Source organism: Corynebacterium macclintockiae (assembly GCF_027570165.1).
GTDB lineage: Bacteria > Actinomycetota > Actinomycetes > Mycobacteriales > Mycobacteriaceae > Corynebacterium > Corynebacterium macclintockiae.
This window is the reverse complement of sequence record NZ_JAKMUV010000003.1, coordinates 118,387-136,904: the sequence shown is the minus strand read 5'-3', so window position 1 is coordinate 136,904 and position 18,518 is coordinate 118,387. Positions and strand designations below refer to the sequence as shown.

At 63.8% G+C, this 18,518-nt stretch carries 17 protein-coding genes; 1 reads left to right on the top strand and 16 read right to left on the bottom strand.

From position 1 onward, the window contains the following. Positions 1-12: 12 nt before the first annotated feature. From ccsB to L8U58_RS04020, 14 genes are all read right to left on the bottom strand, one after another. On the bottom strand, positions 13-1,110 hold the full coding sequence (gene ccsB / locus L8U58_RS04085) for a c-type cytochrome biogenesis protein CcsB (RefSeq protein ID WP_269954749.1): 1,098 nt from the start codon (positions 1,108-1,110) through the stop codon (positions 13-15). A gap of 71 nt (positions 1,111-1,181) precedes the next feature. Next, on the bottom strand, positions 1,182-2,819 hold the full coding sequence (locus tag L8U58_RS04080) for a cytochrome c biogenesis protein ResB (protein ID WP_034971028.1): 1,638 nt from the start codon (positions 2,817-2,819) through the stop codon (positions 1,182-1,184). A 94-nt stretch (positions 2,820-2,913) separates the two neighbouring features. Beyond that, positions 2,914-3,711: a cytochrome c biogenesis CcdA family protein gene (locus L8U58_RS04075; protein ID WP_034971027.1), complete on the bottom strand. Its 798-nt coding sequence runs from the start codon at positions 3,709-3,711 to the stop codon at positions 2,914-2,916. After that, complete coding sequence (locus L8U58_RS04070; RefSeq protein WP_080716903.1) at positions 3,712-4,317, bottom strand: TlpA family protein disulfide reductase; 606 nt, start codon at positions 4,315-4,317, stop codon at positions 3,712-3,714. 8 nt (positions 4,318-4,325) lie between these two features. Next, on the bottom strand, positions 4,326-4,931 hold the full coding sequence (locus L8U58_RS04065) for a histidine phosphatase family protein (RefSeq protein ID WP_034971026.1): 606 nt from the start codon (positions 4,929-4,931) through the stop codon (positions 4,326-4,328). Between the two features lie 93 nt (positions 4,932-5,024). Further along, a complete protein-coding gene (hemL, locus tag L8U58_RS04060; protein ID WP_034971025.1) occupies positions 5,025-6,353 on the bottom strand; it encodes a glutamate-1-semialdehyde 2,1-aminomutase in 1,329 nt (442 codons plus the stop codon). Positions 6,354-6,415: 62 nt separating this feature from the next. Further along, complete coding sequence (locus L8U58_RS04055; RefSeq protein WP_269954748.1) at positions 6,416-9,187, bottom strand: heavy metal translocating P-type ATPase; 2,772 nt, start codon at positions 9,185-9,187, stop codon at positions 6,416-6,418. 5 nt (positions 9,188-9,192) lie between these two features. Further along, positions 9,193-9,729, bottom strand: coding sequence for a DUF2157 domain-containing protein (locus L8U58_RS04050; RefSeq protein ID WP_237743919.1), 537 nt, complete (start codon positions 9,727-9,729; stop codon positions 9,193-9,195). Between the two features lie 11 nt (positions 9,730-9,740). Further along, the gene (locus tag L8U58_RS04045; protein ID WP_269954747.1) at positions 9,741-10,496 is read right to left on the bottom strand and encodes a hypothetical protein; all 756 of its coding nucleotides are present in this window, start codon (positions 10,494-10,496) and stop codon (positions 9,741-9,743) included. A 49-nt stretch (positions 10,497-10,545) separates the two neighbouring features. Continuing rightward, positions 10,546-11,559: a porphobilinogen synthase gene (gene hemB / locus L8U58_RS04040; protein ID WP_269954746.1), complete on the bottom strand. Its 1,014-nt coding sequence runs from the start codon at positions 11,557-11,559 to the stop codon at positions 10,546-10,548. A gap of 35 nt (positions 11,560-11,594) precedes the next feature. Then, complete coding sequence (locus L8U58_RS04035) at positions 11,595-13,451, bottom strand: uroporphyrinogen-III synthase (protein WP_034971022.1); 1,857 nt, start codon at positions 13,449-13,451, stop codon at positions 11,595-11,597. A 41-nt stretch (positions 13,452-13,492) separates the two neighbouring features. After that, positions 13,493-14,527 carry a hydroxymethylbilane synthase gene (gene hemC, locus L8U58_RS04030; protein ID WP_187402055.1) on the bottom strand — a complete coding sequence of 345 codons (1,035 nt, stop codon included), beginning with the start codon at positions 14,525-14,527 and terminating at the stop codon, positions 13,493-13,495. Between the two features lie 8 nt (positions 14,528-14,535). Beyond that, positions 14,536-16,014 carry a glutamyl-tRNA reductase gene (locus L8U58_RS04025; protein WP_034980483.1) on the bottom strand — a complete coding sequence of 493 codons (1,479 nt, stop codon included), beginning with the start codon at positions 16,012-16,014 and terminating at the stop codon, positions 14,536-14,538. 149 nt (positions 16,015-16,163) lie between these two features. Continuing rightward, positions 16,164-16,454 carry a glutaredoxin family protein gene (locus L8U58_RS04020; RefSeq protein WP_034972519.1) on the bottom strand — a complete coding sequence of 97 codons (291 nt, stop codon included), beginning with the start codon at positions 16,452-16,454 and terminating at the stop codon, positions 16,164-16,166. A gap of 84 nt (positions 16,455-16,538) precedes the next feature. Between L8U58_RS04020 and L8U58_RS04015 the strand changes: the two genes are divergently transcribed. After that, positions 16,539-17,762, top strand: coding sequence for an HAD family hydrolase (locus L8U58_RS04015; protein WP_237745514.1), 1,224 nt, complete (start codon positions 16,539-16,541; stop codon positions 17,760-17,762). Between the two features lie 113 nt (positions 17,763-17,875). Here L8U58_RS04015 and L8U58_RS04010 read toward each other — a convergent pair whose 3' ends face one another. Both L8U58_RS04010 and L8U58_RS04005 read right to left on the bottom strand, forming a co-directional pair. Next, a complete protein-coding gene (locus tag L8U58_RS04010) occupies positions 17,876-17,977 on the bottom strand; it encodes a 30S ribosomal protein bS22 (RefSeq protein WP_003855542.1) in 102 nt (33 codons plus the stop codon). A 214-nt stretch (positions 17,978-18,191) separates the two neighbouring features. Beyond that, positions 18,192-18,392 carry a helix-turn-helix domain-containing protein gene (locus tag L8U58_RS04005; protein WP_034971019.1) on the bottom strand — a complete coding sequence of 67 codons (201 nt, stop codon included), beginning with the start codon at positions 18,390-18,392 and terminating at the stop codon, positions 18,192-18,194. Positions 18,393-18,518: the final 126 nt, after the last annotated feature.

Here is an 18,518-nt window from a genome sequence, read left to right as displayed (position 1 = left end):
ACCCCCTGGCGATTAGTTCAGGCCGGCGTAAGAGTGCAGGCCAGAGACCACCATGTTGATGAAGAAAAGGTTGAAGACCATCGTCGCGAAAGCAAAAACGTTGATCCACGCGGACTTCGGGCCGCGCCAACCCGGGGTGGCGCGGGCATGCAGGTAGGCGGCGTACAGGATCCAGGTGATGAAGGAGACGGTCTCCTTCGGATCCCAGTTCCAAAAACGACCCCAGGCGGCATCCGCCCAGATAGCGCCGAAGATGACGCCCAGACCGAAGATCGGCAGCGCCCACACGGCAGTGCGATAGGCCAGGGTATCCAGCTTGGTGGCCTCCGGCAACGGGGCGGCAACAGTGCCCAGCAAGCCTTTTTCCTCGCCCTTCGGGTTCGCGTGACGCAGCAGGTACATCAGGGAAGCCACGCCGGAGATCAAGCCAATGCCGGCGCCAATAGAGACCACGGATACGTGGATGATGAACCAGTAGGACTTCAGTGCCGGAACCACCGGGGCGGTCTCCGCGTACAGCTTGGTTCCCGCGTAGAACAATAGACCAACGACCGGGGTCAGGATCCATGGCCACATGACGCGCATGGCCTTCCGACGAACCATCGAGGCCGCGATGATCATGGCGAACAGGGTGACCACGCCGACATATTCGAAGAGGTTGCCCCACGGAAAGCGGTTGGCGGCCAGGCCACGCAGAACCACGAACACCGCGTGCATGGCAATAGCCAGCCAGACCAGCGACTGGGTGATGCCGCCCAGCTTGTCCGTGCGCTCCAAAGACTTGGTCAGCCGATCGGAACGCAGGCGCTCTGGCAGCTGCGTTTCAAAGGAGGCGAAGTCGGGCTCAATGTCGTCGCCCTTGGCTTCGGCAGCGTCTGCGTCATCGCTCGAGGCGCCTGCACCGACGGCCACCTTGGCGGGAGCTGCCACGTTTGTAGCCTGCTCCGCCTTCAGCTTCTCCAGTTCCTCGGCGCGCTGGCGACGCCGATCCGCACCCATGCGCACCATTCCGTAAAACACTAGGGATACGGCGAGCGCCAGTAGGTACAAGGCCTCCGCTGTGCGGAAGGCCAAGTCGGAGAAATCGGATAGCTGCGGATCGATCTGCATCGAAAATCCTTCTGAAAAGTGTTAATTCGCTACAAAGTATCAGCCTAGCGCCTATTTGCGCCCTTCCACAATCACTTGTCGTCATCCTCCCAGTCGGCGGAATCCACGTCGTACTCCTCGTCCAGGGCCTCTTCCTCCAGCCCCAGCACGCGCTCGGCACGGCGGTTGAACTCGCGGCCCCATCCGGCGGAGTCCGTGCGGGACAGTCCGGCGATCTGAATCAGCGTGCCCTCACCCTCCGGGGTGATGCGCACCCAGAAGCGGCGGCGCTTCACGGCCAGGGACCCGACCAGCGAGGCGAGCATCAATACGGCAAACACCAACACCCAGGTGGTCGTCGGATCCTTAGAGATCTGCAGGTTCACAAACTCCTTGGCCCCGTCGAACGTAATTTTCGTGCCATCGTCCAGGGTGACGGACTCGCCCTTCTCCAGGTTCACGCGATCCAGCATCTGCATCTGGCCGGAGTGCAGCGCCTCCCTATCCAAGGCGAAGATGTTCTGGCTGCGCCCGCCGTCCAGGCCGGTATCGCCCCGGTAGACGTCAATCGCAACCGCCGGATCCCGCATCGCCGGATAGTTGGAAGAAAGGATCTTGCCCTTCGGACCCGTCCACTCCGCCGACGGCGCGAACAGGCCTTGCAGGGAAATCTGATTCTTGCGGCGTTCCTGCAGGTCGGGGTACATGCCCGCGGGCGGATCCCAGCGCACCGCACCGGAGGACAGGAAGTAGGTCAGGTCGTCGGGACGGAACTGCACCGTCTCCGTGCGCTTCTCCCCGTTCGGCCACTGGATAGTGAACGTCGGCGCATAGCCGTGGCCCTGCAGGTACACGCGGTTGCCCTGGAAACGCAGCGGGTGGTTGACCTTCAATGTCTCGTGCTGCCACTGTTCCGTCGGTTTGAAGGCATCTTCTTTGCCCGCGAAGTCGATGTTCGACTCGAAGCCCACCGCCTGACCATTTGGCAGGTAGTCAGCCTTGAAGTCCTTGACGTTCACGCAGAAGGGGGTCAGCCCCGTGCCGTCAAACACCGGGCCGTTGCGGAAGGAATCGTAGTTGGAGACGGCAGAGTTGCAGAACTGCGACTGCTCGCTATCCGTCCCGGCCACCACGATGACCTGGCCTTCGTAGTACAGCATCTTGCCTGCTGCCACGGCGATGAGGATGCCCACCAGCGACAGGTGGAACACCAGGTTCGCAGCTTCGCGCAGGTAGCCCTTCTCCGCCGACATGGACCATGCTCCGGCGCGGTCGTCTTCCTTGTCGACCTCGTTGATGTTCCAGCCCTTAAACTCCTCGCGCAGGGACTTCTGCACGTCCTCAACGGACTGGTCGACGGTACCGGAGTAGTGATACGGCATGCGGTCCAGGCGCTTCGGCGCTGGCGGCGGGGAGGAACGCAAGGCCTTGTAGTGGTCGATACTGCGCGGCAGGATGCAGCCGACCAGGGAAACGAACAGCAGGACGTAGATCGCCACAAACCACGAGGAGCTAAAGACATCGAAAAGCTGTAGTTTGTCGAATACTTGGGCGGTCTTGCCGTTGGCGTCAATATATTCGGCAACCTTGCCCTCGTTGAGCGACCGCTGTGGCAGCAGCGCGCCCGGGATCGCGGCCAGCGCCAGTAGGAAAAGCAGCACCAGGGCCGTCTTCATCTTCGTGAGCCACTGCCAGCCCTTCTTCGGCAAGCTAAGGATCGTTGTCAGCATGGTTGCTCTTTCGTACTTTCGCTCTCTCGTTCTTTATTGACGCCCACTGCTCAGCCGCGACCGTTTCCCTCAGGCCGGCGGCATGGGTTCGGTTCTAGATCGGCAGGGTCTTGTCAGAGATAAATACCTCTCGGATGTATTCCACAAATGTCGCCCACTGCCCCGTGACCAGCAACAGCCCCACGATGATCAGCATCGCGCCGCCGATCATCTGGATAGTGTGGGAGTGCTTGCGCAGCCAGCTAATTCCCGACAGCGCCTTGGAGGATCCCAGCGCCACGACAATGAATGGTAGCCCGAGGCCCAGACAATAAGCGACGATCAGGATCACGCCCCGGGCGGCGGTCATGCCCTGAGTGCCAGCGGAAACCGAAACGATGGAAGCCAGCGTGGGGCCCAGGCACGGGGTCCAGCCCAGGGCGAACACCCCGCCCAGCAGAGGCGCGCCGGCGATGGTGGTCCAGCGCTTGGGGCTCAGGCGCGTATCGCGCTGCAACGGGGAGATGAATCCCAAGAACACCACGCCCATGGCGATCGTCACTCCGCCACCGATGCGCATCAGCAGGTCTTGGTTAAGCCTCAGCGCGCTGATCACACCGAAGACGGTGGCCGTGGCCAGCACAAACACGACGGTAAAGCCCAGCACGAACAGCAATGCGGCAGTGGCCACTCGGCCACGCTTGGCCTTGACCACCGTGCCTTGCTGGGTGAATTCTGTCTCTGCGCCGACGACTCCGGCGAGATAGGAGATGTAGCCGGGCACCAATGGAATGACGCAGGGCGAGGCAAAGGAAACCAGGCCCGCGAGTGCGGAGACCAGCAACGCGAGCAACAGCGGACCGGCGGCCGCCGTATCCGCGAAGGACTCTCCGATCGACTCCGCGAGGATCATCTATTCGTCCTCATTCAATAGCGGCTCGACCTGCTCCCACAGCTCCTTGTCCGTCACTTCCTTCAGGAAGATATGTGCCGGGCGGTGCTGCTTATCCAGGACGATGGTTGTGGGGATCACCGAAGCTGGTACACCACCCAGCGCCAGAGCCGTCTTGAACGGCGGGTCGTAGATCGACGGGTAGGTGATCCCGTTGTCCTTGACGAAGTCCTGTGGCTTTTCCTTCACGTTGTCGCGCACATTGATACCCAGTACGGTTCCGCCACCGTGCTTCTCCAGCTTCTCCTGGACCCGCTGCAGGTCGTCGGATTCACTGCGGCAGGGGCCACACCACTGCCCCCAAGCATTCAGCACCACGACCTGGCCGTCGAAGTCGGTCAGGGAGATCTCGCCATCGCCGCTCAAGTCGGTGCCCGCGAAGTCGGCAACCTTCTTGCGCTCCTCCGACTTGTAATGGATGCTGGTCTGCCCGCCGGGGGAAACGAACTCGAAGCTACCGCCGCTGGCCACTGCGTTGGTGCCTGCGGTGTTTTCCTCGCTGCAGGAAACGAGCGCCGCACCGCCGACCATGAGGCACACCGCGAGTGCAGCTGTCGTAGTTTTAATGCGCACCGTTAAATCTCCTGCGCCGGCTCGGAATAGAACAGGTCAGTCAGCTGCCCGCCGTCGAACACCAGGGAGGTCACGGAGGCCAGCTCGCACTGGCGATCAGCCGGATTGTGCGCCAGTGATAGTCCCTGCGCATCGCGCTGGATCATCACGATCGGCAGCTGGTGGGTGACCAGAACGGCCTCGTGCCCGCGGGCCTTCTCACGCGCGGCGTCAACGGCCTCCCACATACGGTCGGCGATCTCCTGATAGGGCTCGCCCCAGCTAGGGACGGTGGGATTCTTCAGCATCGGCCAACGCTTTGGGTTCCACAGCGCACTGCGCACGCCCTTGATGTGAAGCCCCTGCAGGTCGTTGCCAGCTTCGATGATGCGTTCGTCCGTCTGGACCTCCAAGCCCAGCTTCTCCGCGAAGGGACGGGCAGTTTCCTGCGCCCGCTGGAGCGGGGAGGCTGCCAAGTACACCACATCGTGGTCCGCGAGATCGGCCGCGGTGGCGTGCGCCATGTTCCGCCCCCGCTCGGAGAGTCGATAGCCAGGCAGACGGCCGTAGAGAATGCGATCCGGGTTGTGCACTTCTCCGTGCCGTACAAGGTGAACGATCGTAGCCATGGTCACCTAGCTTACAGTGCCCACCACCCCAACCCAAGTAAGGCGAACCCCGCTTTAGAGGCCTCTTACAGGCCTTTTAGGCGGAGCCCTGAACTACTTCTGGGCGGCGGCTGCAGCCTGGGCTGCGGAGGTAGCGGCCGCGGCGATCTTCTCGAAGTCGGCGTCCGTCAACGCAGTGGATACGAACCAGGTCTCAAACACGCTCGGCGGCGGGAACACGCCGGCGTCCAAAAACGCGTGGAAGAAGGCCGGGTAGCGGAAGGTATCCGCGGCCTTCATCTCCGCGAAGTTGGTGCCCTCCCCTTCCGCGAAGCGCACGCTCAACATATTGCCTGCGCGCTGAATGTTGTGGGCGACAGAGGCCTGGCTCAGAGCGTCGGACAGGATGCCTGCCAGCGCCTCGGCATTCTCGTCGAGCTTCTGGTATGCGGCGGCGTCCGCCAACTTCAAAGAGGCCAAGCCCGAAGCGACAGCGACCGGGTTACCCGACAGAGTACCGGCCTGGTAGACCGGGCCGACAGGCGCGAGGTGATCCATGATCTCCGCCTTACCGCCGAACGCCGCGGCGGGCAGACCACCGGACACAACCTTGCCGAAGGTGGTCAGGTCGCCAGCCACGCCGTCCTTGCCGAACCAGCCGGACTCGCTGACGCGGAAGCCGGTCATGACCTCATCGACGATCAGCAGGGCGCCGTTCTCGTGGGCAATGCGCTGCAACTCCGCGTTGAAGCCCTGCGGGTTCACGGTGCCCATGTTGCCCGGCGCGCCCTCGACGATGATCGCGGCGATCTCGCCTGGGTGGGCTGCAAAAGCGTCCTCCACGGCCTGGACGTCGCGGTAAGGAACCACAACGGTATCGCCCGCAGCTGCCTTCGTAATGCCCGGCGAATCCGGCAGGCCGAAAGTAGCCACACCGGAACCGGCGGCGACCAGCAGAGAGTCAACGTGCCCGTGGTAGCAGCCCTCGAACTTCAGGATCTTGTCGCGGCCCGTGTAGCCACGCGCCAGGCGGATGGCGGACATCGTGGCCTCGGTGCCGGAGTTCACCAGGCGAGCCTTTTCCACGGATGTGCGGCGGACGATCTCCTCCACCAGGTCCACTTCCATGGTGGTCGGGGCGCCGAAAGACAGGCCGTGCCCCACGGCTTCGCGCACCGCCTCGACGATCTGGGGGTGGGCGTGGCCGTGGATCATCGGTCCCCACGAGCAGAACAGATCCACGTAGGAGTTGCCGTCAATGTCGTTCAGCGTGGATCCCTGCGCGGAGGTGATGAAAGGCGGAGTGCCACCCACCGAGCCAAACGCGCGGACCGGCGAGTTCACGCCGCCGGGGATGAGGGTGCGAGCCCGCTCGAAGGCCTCGGCACTAGCGCGGCCGTTGGAATGGTTGTTGGGCTGCTGCGGATCGACAGTTACAGACACGAAGTAATCCTTCCCGCCACCTCAAAGGTGGTTAGCTTGCAATACCCACCAGCCTAGCGCGGCTACCCCTGGGACTGTTCAAGCTCCTCATCCGCGGCCTCGGCGCGAGCCAAGGAGATCGCCTCGGCGCGCTGCTTTTCCTGCTTTCGCAGCTCCCTGATTTCCCGTCGGCGGGCCACCCAGCCCTGCCACGAATGGGTCTGGCGCAGAGTGCCCCGAGCGTAATTACGGTGCAGAATACGCGCGCTGCGGCTTTCGATCAGCGTGGAGCTGAGCAGCATGAATACCGTCGCCAGCAGCGGGTTAAGCACACCGGCGACAGCCAGGGTTGCGCCGATCGCGTTATAGGTCCAGGACAGCCACACGTTCCAGTCAGTGGTGTTGCGCACGTGGCGCAGCAGGTTGACCAGCTCCGGCAGGGCGGAGACGTCCTCGCGCTGCATCACCACGTCCGCCACCTCAGCGGCGGTGGGGTCGATGCGGTTCGACGAAGCCATGAGGATACCCACATCGGCGACCCGCAGCGCCCCCAGCACGTCGCGGTCGCCGACCATGGCCACGCGCACACCCATGGCGTGCACGCCGCGCACGGTGGCCTCCTTCCGGTTCGGCGGGATGCCAGCCAGCACGGTGGAGATGCCGATGGAGTTCGCGGTGCGTCGCGCCACTGGGTAAATATCGCGGGAGAGCATATAGGTCTCCAGCTGCATATCCTCCAGCCGGTCGATCGCGGCCGGGGCGTCGTCCTTGAAGCTATCTGCCAGGCTGATGACTCCCCGGTCCTTGCCCTTCCAGCTGACGATGACCGGCGACCCACCGCCCAGAGCAGCGGTAGCTATGTGCGGATCGCGGATCTCGCCCAGATCGTGCGGTCGCCACAGACGCGCCTTGACGTGGCGCATCTCGCCGTCGACGGGCAGTTCCACCATGCCCTCGAACGTGCCGTCCTTGGTGATCTTCACCTCGCCGACGTCCAGCCAGTTAGGAATGTCCTCCCCGCCTGCGCCCGCATCGCGCGCCTCTCGGTCGGCACGCACCAGGGCCTGGGACACGGCATGCTCGGACTCCAGCGACAGGGCGCCGGCCACTCGGAGAACCAGGTCCGGATTCTCCCCCTTGGAAGGCGTAACGCCAATGACGTGCATGGGCCCATCGGTGAGGGTGCCCACGCGGTTGAAGATGATGGCGTCCACCTCAGCGAGCTTGTGAATGGTGCCCGTATCGCGCAGCAGGGCGCCGGAGGTCGCAGCACGCCACAACCCCAAGCGCAGCGCCAGCGGAGCCGATAGAGCGAGGGCGACCGGTGCGACGACCGCCAGCACCGACAGGGCGGTGGCCATCGCCGCATCGAAGGACTTCGTCACTGCAAGCCAGGCAATAAAGTCCACGACCGCCAGACCGAAAGCCCAGGGCACCAGCAGGCTCGCGGTGCGGTTCGTGAGCTGCGTCAGGCGCGTCTCATCCAGCGCGGAACCGCGCACCCATTGGTGCATCGCTGCCAAGCGCGTGGAAGAGCCTGTCGCATGCACGCGCATCTTCAACGCCGCACCATGGTTGCGGGCGCCGGCGTAAATGCGATCGCCGACGGAGACCTCAAAGGTACGGTGCAGGCCACCGACCGGACCCATGTCCACCAGAGACTTACCACTAATGATCTCGCCATCGCTGGGCACCATCATTCCGGTGGGAATGATGATGTCGTCGCCCGTGCGGATCTCCGCGATCGGGATGTCCTTCTTTTCCGTCTTTGACTTGCGCGTCTTGCGCACCACGGTCACTTGCTTAGCCGCAGGCACCGTCAGCACGGACAGCATCGACTTCGAGCGCAACGCCGTGCGCCGGGACAGCAGTCGACCGAACAGCAACAGAATCGTTCCGCCGCAGGCCACATCGAAGAACACCGCGCCTTGAATGTGCCGCGCCGACCACACACCGGCCAGTAGCACCTGGTGACTTTCCCACCCCACGTCGCCCGCGGAGGTGAAAATCAACATCCATGCGGAATACAGGTAGGCCAGGACGATCGCTACGGAACTGGCGCCGTCCAGCGCTGATTGTCTACGTCTTAGCCCTCCGAAGAAGGCGCGGTGGAACGGCCAAGCGCACCAGGTGACAACCGGGGTCGCAAGTGCCAAGCACACCCACTGCCAGTAGTTAAACTGCCAGGCAGGAACAACCTGCAGCACCACCACGGGCAGCCCCAACACGACCGCGACGATCAGTCGCATCCGAGTGATCAACTGGCGGGCGGTGTGCAGGCCCTCGGTCGCGTCGAAGGGGTTACTACGGCGGAACCTTTCGAACTCCGCCTTGTTCGCATCCCACCGCTTACGATTTTCAGCCGCCGCCCACGCGCGCCGGTGAGCCGTGGCGTGGCGCCGCATGCGCCGCCGCGTTTCCTCAATCTCCAGTCGGGAAGCCCGACGGCGTAGTGAGGAATCAGTCAGCCAGCTATCCAGGTTGTGCCGTTCCAGCACTTCCTGGATTTCCGCAGGGGTCACCCGGTCCTCGGCAGAGATCCAGGCCATGCCGGTGGAGTACACCACTGCCGCCTGCACCCCCGGAATGTCGTTGAGCTCCTCCTCCACCGTGGTGGCCTCGACCGCGGTTTCCAGCCCCTCCAGCCGGTAGGCGAAGCTGGCCAGTCCCCATCGTTCCCGGGCCGCGCGGTCGATCTCTTCGTCTGACTGCGCGGACCTTTCCATGTCAAAGCCGGCCTTAGCCGCAGCTGCGCGGGCTTGCAGGATTGCCTCGTCCACGTCGTCGACGTGCACGTTCGTCTGTCGCGCCGCGCGAGTACTGGTGGGGACGATATTCGAGTTTGGTTCAGCCATTGCTGCTAGCCCCGCAGTTCGTCGCCCGGCAGTCTACCGTCACCTTCGACGGGGGTTTCTTCGAGCCGATGCCCGGCGTCAAAAAATGGATTAACCGCTGGCCGGTAGGCCATCAGCAGGGCGACAGCCACCCACAGGGCGATGAGCGCCTGGCCGGGGCCGGTGAAGCCGAAAACCCAACCTGCCAACATGAACAGAATGCCGATCGCGCCCAGCCACAGCACCAGACGGCGCTTGCCGCGGTAGCCGTCGCGCACGCCGGGGGCGAAGAACACCAGCAGCGCGCCGACCACAACGTTGATCCCGCCGAGGATGCGGACGTTGTTGATCATGAAGCGCATGTGCTCGGCCTCTTCGGCGCTCGTGGGCTCGCGGTCCCACGAGGCCGTTAGGGACAGCACGCCGACCAGAACCATGATGGCGCCACCGAAAACCAACATCGCGAAGGAAGCGATGACCATGCGGGGCGTGGGGTCGCCGGGTTGCCAATACGCGACCCGACGGTTCGGATCGTCGCTATTGGGCACCATCGAGGGGAACATCGCCGGCATGTCTAGTGCCCTCCCCAGGTGTGGTCATTGTTGTTCTGGTTGTTTTTGCTGTTCTGCTGCTGTTTTTGTTGTTTCGCTTCTTCCTTTTGACGCCGCATTTCAGCCCGGTACTCGTCGAGTTCCTTGGAGTATTTGTCCATCTCCTTTTCGCTGGGCACACCCAACCAATCGCGATTCTCCGGGCGGGCCATAAACCACATGCCGAGTGCCGCACCCACGCCAGAGAGGATGGTCAGCACGCCGATAAGCAGCACGAAGCCCACGGGCATGAATTCCGGCCCGCTGGTGAACGTGATGAGCACCGCGTTGAGGATCATGAATAAGGAGGCGACGTTGAGGAACATCCGGGAGTACGGACCACCGCGCCCCGCGCGCAAAGCCAGGAAAGCGCACACCACCGAGGCTACGATGCCCCAGATCAGCGAGGATACGTTGACCTGCGTGGCGATCTGGGAGGCATCCCGGTCAGCCAGCACACTGGCGAACATGCCTGTCTGACTGTCCAGCATTCCCTGGCTACTCTTGGTCAGGTTGCGCGGATCGACGAGGTTGGAAACGAACTGCACCACACTGGCCAACAGCTGGAGCACCGAGACAGCCAGCCACGCCCACACTCCGAAACGGACATCCTCCGGCGCGTTCTGCAGGTTCGGAGCAAGCCCATCCTTGCGTCCCACCTTCGGTGGCTTCGGTGGTTTCGGCGTGCCCGTAGGTCCACCGGTGCCCTGGGGGCGCGGGTGGTGCTGCTCTGTGTTCATGTGTGCGCTGCTATTCATATAGCCTCTTAGCCTACTGTGACCGCTTAGGTTAAAGCATCTTTGGACGCAGCATCTGCGCCACCCGGGTGGCCCAGTACGTCAGGATGATGTCCGCCCCGGCGCGGCGAATGCCGTAGATGGATTCCATAATTGCGGCTTCCTCGTCGATCCAGCCGTTCTGGGCTGCTGCGGAAATCATCGCGTATTCGCCGGACACCTGGTAGGCGGCCACAGGCACAGGCGACATCTTCGCTACCTCGCGCAGCACGTCCAGGTAGGGCATGGCGGGCTTAACCATCACCATGTCTGCGCCTTCGTCGATATCCAGCTGCGTTTCCAGGATGGATTCGCGGAGGTTTCGGGGATCCTGCTGGTAGGTGCGGCGGTCGCCTTGCAGGGAGGACCCCACGGCCTCGCGGAACGGGCCAAAGAAGGCAGAGGCGTACTTCGCGGAATAAGCCATGATGGATACGTCCTGGTGGCCGGCCTCGTCCAGGGCCTCGCGGATGTGGCGGATCTGGCCGTCCATCATGCCGGAGGGGCTGACGATGTGCGCGCCAGCGTCGGCCTGCGCGACCGCCATCTTGGCGTACTGCGGCAGGGTTGCATCATTGTCGACGATCTGGTGGCCAAAGCGGTCGGTGGACAGCACACCACAGTGGCCGTGGTCGGTGAACTCGTCCAGGCAGGTGTCGGCCATCACCAGAATGTCGTCGCCGAAGCGCTGGCGCACCGCGTTGATGGCGCGGTTCAGGATGCCATCCTCGGCAACCGCCTGGCTTCCGGTCGCATCCTTATCCTCATCCCGGGGAACACCGAACAGGTCGACCGACCCCACGCCGGCGTTCGCGGCCTCCTCCACCGCGCGCAACAGTGAATCCTCCGTGTGCTGCTGCACCCCCGGCAGGCTGGTGATGTCGCGCGGGGCATCCAGCCCGTCGGCGATGAACATCGGTAGCACCAGCCGGTTGGGGTTCAGGTCCGTCTCCGCAGTGAAGTTGCGAATCTGCGGGGACGTGCGGAGTCGGCGGGGACGGCGGAACGGGGTGTAGTTCGAAGTCATGCCCACGATGCTACTACCGCGCCCGGACGGGCTTGTTAAGCCCCGGTGTCCTTCTTTTCGGCCGTCTTTTTACGACGCCGCCTCCGCTTGCGCGGCGGCGGGAGCTGTCCCTTGGCGCGCAGGTCAGCCACGTGGGCAGCGAGGGCGTCCACAAGCTCCGGTACACCAGCGGCCTCGGGCATGACGTCGACGCGCAAGCCGTGCTCGCGAGCGGTCTGTGCGGCCATCGGTCCGATGCAGGCGATGATCGTGCGCGCATGCGGCTTGCCGGCGATGCCCACCAGGTTCTTCACGGTCGAGGAACTGGTGAAGCAGACTGCGTCGAATCCACCGGTCTTGATCATGTCGCGGATCTCCGGGCTGGGCGGGGCAGCGCGGACCGTGCGGTAGGCAACGACGTCTTCCACGTCCCAGCCCAGCTCGATCAGGCCGTCGACCAGCACGTCGGTGGCGATGTCGGCCCGTGGCAGCAGCACGCGATCCACCAGATCCAGATCCGGATCGTGCGGCGGGAATACGTCCACCAGGCCCGCAGCGTTGCGCGCATCGTCCTTCGGCAACAGCTCTGGTGTGATGCCCAGGTCCTTCACGGCCTGGGAGGTCTTCGGCCCTACCGCGGCCACGCGCACGCCGGCCAGGGCGCGGGCGTCCAGGCCGAACTCGCGCAGCTTTTCCCACACGGCCTTCACCGCATTGACGCTGGTGAAGACGATCCAGTGGTAGCGGCCGTCAACCAATCCCTTGATGGCGCGCTCCATCTGCACGGGGCTGCGGGGCGGCTCGACGGAGATCGTGGGGACCTCCACGGGAATGGCGCCATGCGAGGCCAGGCGGGCGCTCATGGGCCCAGCCTGGTTCTTCGCGCGTGGCACCAGAACAGTCCAGCCGTACAGAGCGCGGTTTTCCCACCAGGAGTACTTGGAGCGGTTGCCGACCTGCGAGCCCAGCGTGACGATGAGTTCGGTGGGCAGCTCACCATCCTTGGCGGCAGGACCGGATTGGGTGACGATGGACTTCATCGTGTCCAGGGTTGCATCGTAGCTGCGCTGGCGACGGGTGGTGCCGTGCAGAGTCACCGTCGCGGGAGTGGTTCCGGCGATGCCGCGGGCCTTCAGCTCCTGGGCAATGGTCGCCAGGTCCTCCGGGGCGGCGGTAAGGATCAACGGCAGGCCGGCGCCGGCCAGCTGATCCCAGTCAGTTCCACCACGCACATCGGCCTCTGTGACGTCGGGTCCCACTCCAATGCCGGTAAAGGCCGGCACGGCCACCGAGCCGGTCATGCCAGGGATCACCTGGAAGTCAACGGTGCTCGCCGCAACGTGCTGCAATTCGTCCATGACGGCGGGGTTGCTCAGCGGGTTGCCGGCGACGAGGCGCACCACGTCGTTGCCTGCCTTTGCACAGGCGATCATCTGCTCGGCCAGGATGTCCGGGGCGACGACAAGCGCATCCGCGCTACCCTCGGCGGAGGCATCGCCGTCTTCCACCTGGCCTTCGTCTACCTGCGAAGCAGAGTCGTGGGCAGCGGGGGCTGCCAAGACAATCTCCGCTGCGGTCGGCGGGGCTGGACGTGGCGGACGGCGCCGGGCGCCGGCCTCCTTCGCAGCCTGTACTTTCGCTTCCCACTCAGCTTCCGCTGCATCCAGCTTCGCCTGCGGTACAGGAAGCCGGGTGGCAATGATGCTGCGCACGGATGCCAAAACCGAAGGATCCACCCATGCATGGGCGGTGGTTTCTAGGACGTCGCGCGCCCGAATGGTCAACAGCTCCGGGTTTCCGGGGCCAGCGCCCACGAAAAGAATTCGGCCGTGTCCAGTGGGAGCCAGGTCGGCTACTGCCGCCACGGTGGCCTGATCGGAGCCTCCCACCTGGGACAATCCGGAATCGGTCATAGTGGAACTTTCTAATTTGTCGCGTTGATATAAAAGGAGATTTAGTTGGTCTCTGCCACTAATTCAGCAGCACCGTCGTCAAGCAGTGCTCTTCCTATGCCGGTACCTATCGCTCTGGCAGCGTCTATGCACTCTTGCCAGCGGGGCTCCTCAGCTGCGGGGAAATCGCCCTCCCCGGTCGGGTCCGGGATATCAAAGGTGGCCTCGCCGACCTGCACCAGCTTGCGGGATCCGTCCATGGCAAACACGCCTCCGAACACGCGCAGGACGTGGCCCGTGGCGCCATCCGAATCCTCGTCCTCCGACGTGGTCCACAGGGAATAGGCTGCGACTGGTGCGGTGCAGCCGGCCTCCAGGGTGGACAGCACGGCGCGCTCTGCAACGGCAGCCATGTGGCTGGGCAGGTGGTCTAGGTGGCGGACGGCCTCCCAGGCAGCGTCGTCATCGGCACGTACCTCCACGCTCAGCGCACCTTGGGCGGGCGCGGGCATGATCGTGCCGGGGTCAATCGACTCGGCGGCGCGGTGCAGCTGGCCAACGCGCTCCAGTCCGGCGCGTGCCAGCACGACCGCATCCAGGTCTTCCTCGGTGCGTCCCATGCGGGTATCGATGTTGCCGCGCAGGGGCAACAGTTCCAGGTCGGGACGCACAGCGCGGATCTGGGACACACGCCGGGGTGCGCTCGTTCCCACCTTGGCTCCCTGCGGCAGTTCCAGCAGGGTCTCGTTGTTCCGGCTGACCAGTACCTCGCGGGGGTCTACTCGGCGCGGAACGATGGTGCGGAAGCGCGCGTCCGGTGCGGTGGGCAGATCCTTGAAGGAGTGCACGGCTACGTCGCATTCGCCCGCGTCGAGGGCCTTGCGCAGGGTCTCGGTAAACACTCCCACGCCGATGTTCGCCACCGGCGTCTGCGCTGCCTGTGAAGCATCCCCCGGGGTCTGAACCAGGTGCAGTTCCGCGTCGTAACCAGCGGCGAGCATGCCTGCGCGGACGTGGCTGGTCTGGGTGGTCGCCAGGGCGGATCTACGGGTGCCGATCAAGAAGGTACGGGAGGTACGGGATGTCCGGGATGTCATGGAAAGTCTTAAGCCTCCTTCGCTACCTGGCCAATGCGGGCAGCGCTTGGAATTTGATCGGCGCGGGTAGAAGTACCCACTGTTTTGGTTGCGCCGGTCTGCCCCGGCTGCGTTACGGAATCCACCATTCCGTTGGGCAAGTTGAACAGCGCGGCCAGCGCGTCGGGGTAGCTCACCTGCTGGCCACCCGCGGACAGCTTCTTCGCCTGCACCGTCGGCGTGTGCAGCAGCTTGTCCACCACGCGCTTCATCGACTTCGCCACTGCGGCGCGGTCGGCCTCCGACATGTCGGGGGTCAGGCGCTCCAGCGCCATCAGCTCCTCAGCCATAACCTCACCGGCTTTCTGGCGCAGGGCCTTGACGGTGGGCACCACGGACTGGGCGCGCTGCTGTTCCAGGAAGCTCTCCAGCTCGTTGGCAACAATCGCGCGGGCGGGATCTTCGTCCTGTGCGCGGTCGCCGGCCATCGTGGTGAGTTCCTCGATGTTCAGCAGTTTGACGCCCTCGACGTCCGCAACGGATCGTTCAATATCCGCGGGCATGGACAGGTCGATCAAGACCTTCGTACCAGCGCCCCCGGCGAGTCCGGCGCGGATCTTCACTGCCGCCCGCACGGCCTCTTCGCTGACCACATTGCCCACGGCGCCGGTGGCGGACACCACAATGTCCACAGCGCTCAGGCAGTCCGCCACGCTCTCTAGCGGCACGGCGGAGGCATCCACCCCCGCTTCCCGCGCGTGGCTCACCAGGTTCTCGGCGCGCGACAGCGTACGGTTGGCCACGGTCACGTGGTCGATACCGAGCTTGCCCAGGTGCGTGGAGGCCAGGGAGGCCATCGCCCCCGCGCCGATGATCAGCGCGCGGCGGCCGGCGAGGGGTTGGGACGCAGGGGCGTCCTCAACAGCAGAAACAAGGGCATGCGCGGGGTCGATGTAGCGCAGCGCCTGGTCCACCGCGAACGACACCATGGAGGCACCAGCCGAATCGATGGCCGTTTCGGAGTGCACGCGCTTGCCCGTCCGCAGGGCGCGCTGCGTGAGGTCGTGCAGGGTGCGCCCCACCGTCCCGGTCTCGTTGGCGGACTGGTAGGCGCTGCGCAGCTGGCCGATGATCTGCTGCTCGCCGACGACCATCGAATCCAGCCCGGAGGCGACCTTCAGCATGTGCTCCGCAGCGGAGTCCGCGTAGTGCACATACAGGTGCGGCTCCAGATCCTGGGTCTGCAGCCCCGAGAACTGCGCGATCGTATCCACCACGTGGTCCAAACCGGAGTGGAAGGCGTTCGCCACCGTGTAAAACTCCATGCGGTTACACGTGGAAAGCACCAGGGATTCAGAGATCACATCGTTGTCCACCAGCGACAACTGCAGCTTCGGCAGATCCGCATCCGCGACCGTCGCCCGCTCCAACATGGTCACCGGGGCAGAACGGAAAGACAGTCCGACCAGCAACACCGACGCGGAACCAGTCCGGGTGTTACTACTCATATGTCTTCAAGCCTCCTGCGGGGATCACTTGGGGTGGCGGCGCGCGGGGCTAACCCCCAAGTTGTTACGAGTGTCTACGGTAGCCCTTAACCCACCCCGTTGCCAAAACGTGTTCGCCCGGCTGATATATGGGCGTATGCCTCCCGCGGTTACTGCTCCAGCGCCGCGATCAGCTCGTCGTCGTCGATTTCCCAGCACGCGACTTCTTCGTCGTCGACCAGCACGACGGGTACACGGTCGCCGAACTCTTGTGCCAATTCCTCTTTTTCTTTGGTGACGCCCCCACGGTCCAATTCAATCACTTCCACCGTGGTGCCGTAACGGTGTGCGATCGGCAGGATTTGCTGGTGCACGCGCTCGCAGGAGCCACACGTGGAACGAGTGATTAACTGGACCCGGGCTTTCGCTTCACTACCTGCGGAAAGGCTGTTCAAACTCACGGTTCCCCATGCTACCTACCGGCCTGGCGGGGTCAAACGGATCTCGAACAGACTAACCGAGCGCTTTCAAGTAACTTTGTCTATGTGAATAAAGCGCCTGATCTTGAACCGCCGAGCAGCTCCCAGCCGGGTGTAGCGGCGCGGGCTGCTGCGGAACGGCGCGCGGGGAGGATTGCCAGCTGGCGCGATACTGGCAGCGAGTGGCGCGGTTACCTGCGCGCGCTATCGCTGAACATGCAGGCGTTCCTCCGGGAATTCCGCCACGAACGCTTTGGGCACGCACGCCGGAAGGACTCTTCCCAGGATGCTGAGGCTGCAGTTGCGGAGAAGGGGGCGTCCACACCCCAAAACCTGCAGGTCGGATACGGTACGGGCGCACCTCGATCCTTGTGGGAGCTCAGCGAAACGCAGCTAGACCAACTGGCTCGCAGCTACGAGATCGACGGCGACCAGCTGCGCACTGGGCTGGCCAACCTTGAGGGCGCGGGCATCCGCAAGCAGCCGCGGCCTCTGAACCAGACCGATCCATCGATCCCCCCAGACGCAGGTGTGGGTGCCTTTTTCGACGTGGACAATACGCTAATCAAGGGTGCTTCGATCCTGCTTTTCGCCCGCGGCTTGGCTAAACGTCGTTTCTTTACCGCGCGGCAGCTGCTGGGCTTCATTTGGGTGCAGCTGAAGTTCCGGGTGCTGGGCAAGGAGAGCGCAAACGATATCTCCAGCGGCCGGGAACAGGCATTGGCTCTGGTGAAGGGGCGCAAGGAATCCGAGGTCATCGAGATGGCCCAGGAGATCTGGGCGGCAACCATTGCAGAGCGGATCTTCCCGGACACTAAAGAACTGGCCGACATGCACATTCAGGCCGGCCAGCAAGTGTGGCTGGTGACGGCCTCCCCGGTGCAGCTGGCGCAGATTATTGCAAAGGAGCTGGGTTTCACCGGCGCGCTTGGCACGGTGGCTGAGGTGAAAGGCGGGCGCTTCACCGGCCGCATGGTCGGCGACCTGCTGCACGGCGAAGGCAAGAAGCACGCGGTGATCGCTTTGGCGAACTACCAGGAGTTGGATCTTGAGCGCTGCACCGCCTACTCCGATTCCGTCAACGATCTGCCAATGCTGTCGACCGTAGGAACTGCGGTGGCCATCAACCCAGATTCGAAACTGCGCAAGGCCGCAATGGAGCGCGGTTGGGAAGTGCGCGATTACCGGCGCCTGCGCCGCATCTTCCGGCGCGCAGGCGGCATGCGGCTGGCTGCGGGCGTAGGCCTGGCGGGGCTGGGCTTGGGCGCCTGGCTGCGGTGGCGCCGCTAAGCCGTATAGATCCAGTACTGCTGGCTGATACAGCGGGCACGCAAAAACCCACCGCGGTGGAAGCCCCCTGGCGGGGCGCTTGCGGTGGGTTTTGTTGAATGCGGCTGCGGAAGTTACTTACCGAGCTTCCTACGCTGAACGCGAGTCCGTCGCAGCATCTTGCGGTGCTTCTTCTTGGACATGCGCTTGCGGCGCTTCTTGATGACAGAACCCATGGGGTAAGCCTCGTTTCTCTCGGTTAGTTTCTTTTAAAGCAAAGGTGTGAAGTTCCCTCACATCCGTAGGCACGAATGCCAAACAGTTTAGCGCCCAGTACCTCAGAGAAACAAAAATCCCCCATCGCCGGGCTGGTAGCGGAAGCCACCTGGCACCGAAAATGGAGGACTGTTGCGTTGTTGGCGTTGCCCGAAAACTAACGGGACAGGCCAGTTAACCGGTCTGACCGGGGTTGTACTCGGATGCGCCGAGGTATGCATCGACAGCAGAGCCGCGTACGCGGAAGTTACGGCCAACCTGTACGGCAGGCAGCTCTTCCGAGTGGATCAGACGGTAAACAGTCATCTTCGACACGCGCATCAGATCGGCGACCTCTGCGACGGTCAGAAATGTTCCATTTTCGGTGTTAGCCATATAGATCTTCACTTTCTTTGCGCTCTCATGCGCTGCAGGCTTCCCCTCCTGCAGGACGTCACACGTGATCGCTCGCGAACCATCATAACGTGAAACCAGTGAATCATGTGCAACAAGGGGAACCAT

Coding starts and splice junctions, on each gene's coding strand:
- L8U58_RS04045 (WP_269954747.1), bottom strand. CDS start 10,496: ATGAACACAGAGCAGCACCACCCGCGCCCCCAGGGCACCGGTGGACCT.
- L8U58_RS04025 (WP_034980483.1), bottom strand. CDS start 16,014: ATGAGTAGTAACACCCGGACTGGTTCCGCGTCGGTGTTGCTGGTCGGA.
- L8U58_RS04055 (WP_269954748.1), bottom strand. CDS start 9,187: ATGGCTGAACCAAACTCGAATATCGTCCCCACCAGTACTCGCGCGGCG.
- hemB (WP_269954746.1), bottom strand. CDS start 11,559: ATGACTTCGAACTACACCCCGTTCCGCCGTCCCCGCCGACTCCGCACG.
- L8U58_RS04010 (WP_003855542.1), bottom strand. CDS start 17,977: ATGGGTTCTGTCATCAAGAAGCGCCGCAAGCGCATGTCCAAGAAGAAG.
- L8U58_RS04050 (WP_237743919.1), bottom strand. CDS start 9,729: ATGTTCCCCTCGATGGTGCCCAATAGCGACGATCCGAACCGTCGGGTC.
- hemC (WP_187402055.1), bottom strand. CDS start 14,527: ATGACATCCCGGACATCCCGTACCTCCCGTACCTTCTTGATCGGCACC.
- L8U58_RS04065 (WP_034971026.1), bottom strand. CDS start 4,931: ATGGCTACGATCGTTCACCTTGTACGGCACGGAGAAGTGCACAACCCG.
- L8U58_RS04035 (WP_034971022.1), bottom strand. CDS start 13,451: ATGACCGATTCCGGATTGTCCCAGGTGGGAGGCTCCGATCAGGCCACC.
- L8U58_RS04075 (WP_034971027.1), bottom strand. CDS start 3,711: ATGATCCTCGCGGAGTCGATCGGAGAGTCCTTCGCGGATACGGCGGCC.
- ccsB (WP_269954749.1), bottom strand. CDS start 1,110: ATGCAGATCGATCCGCAGCTATCCGATTTCTCCGACTTGGCCTTCCGC.
- L8U58_RS04005 (WP_034971019.1), bottom strand. CDS start 18,392: ATGGCTAACACCGAAAATGGAACATTTCTGACCGTCGCAGAGGTCGCC.
- L8U58_RS04080 (WP_034971028.1), bottom strand. CDS start 2,819: ATGCTGACAACGATCCTTAGCTTGCCGAAGAAGGGCTGGCAGTGGCTC.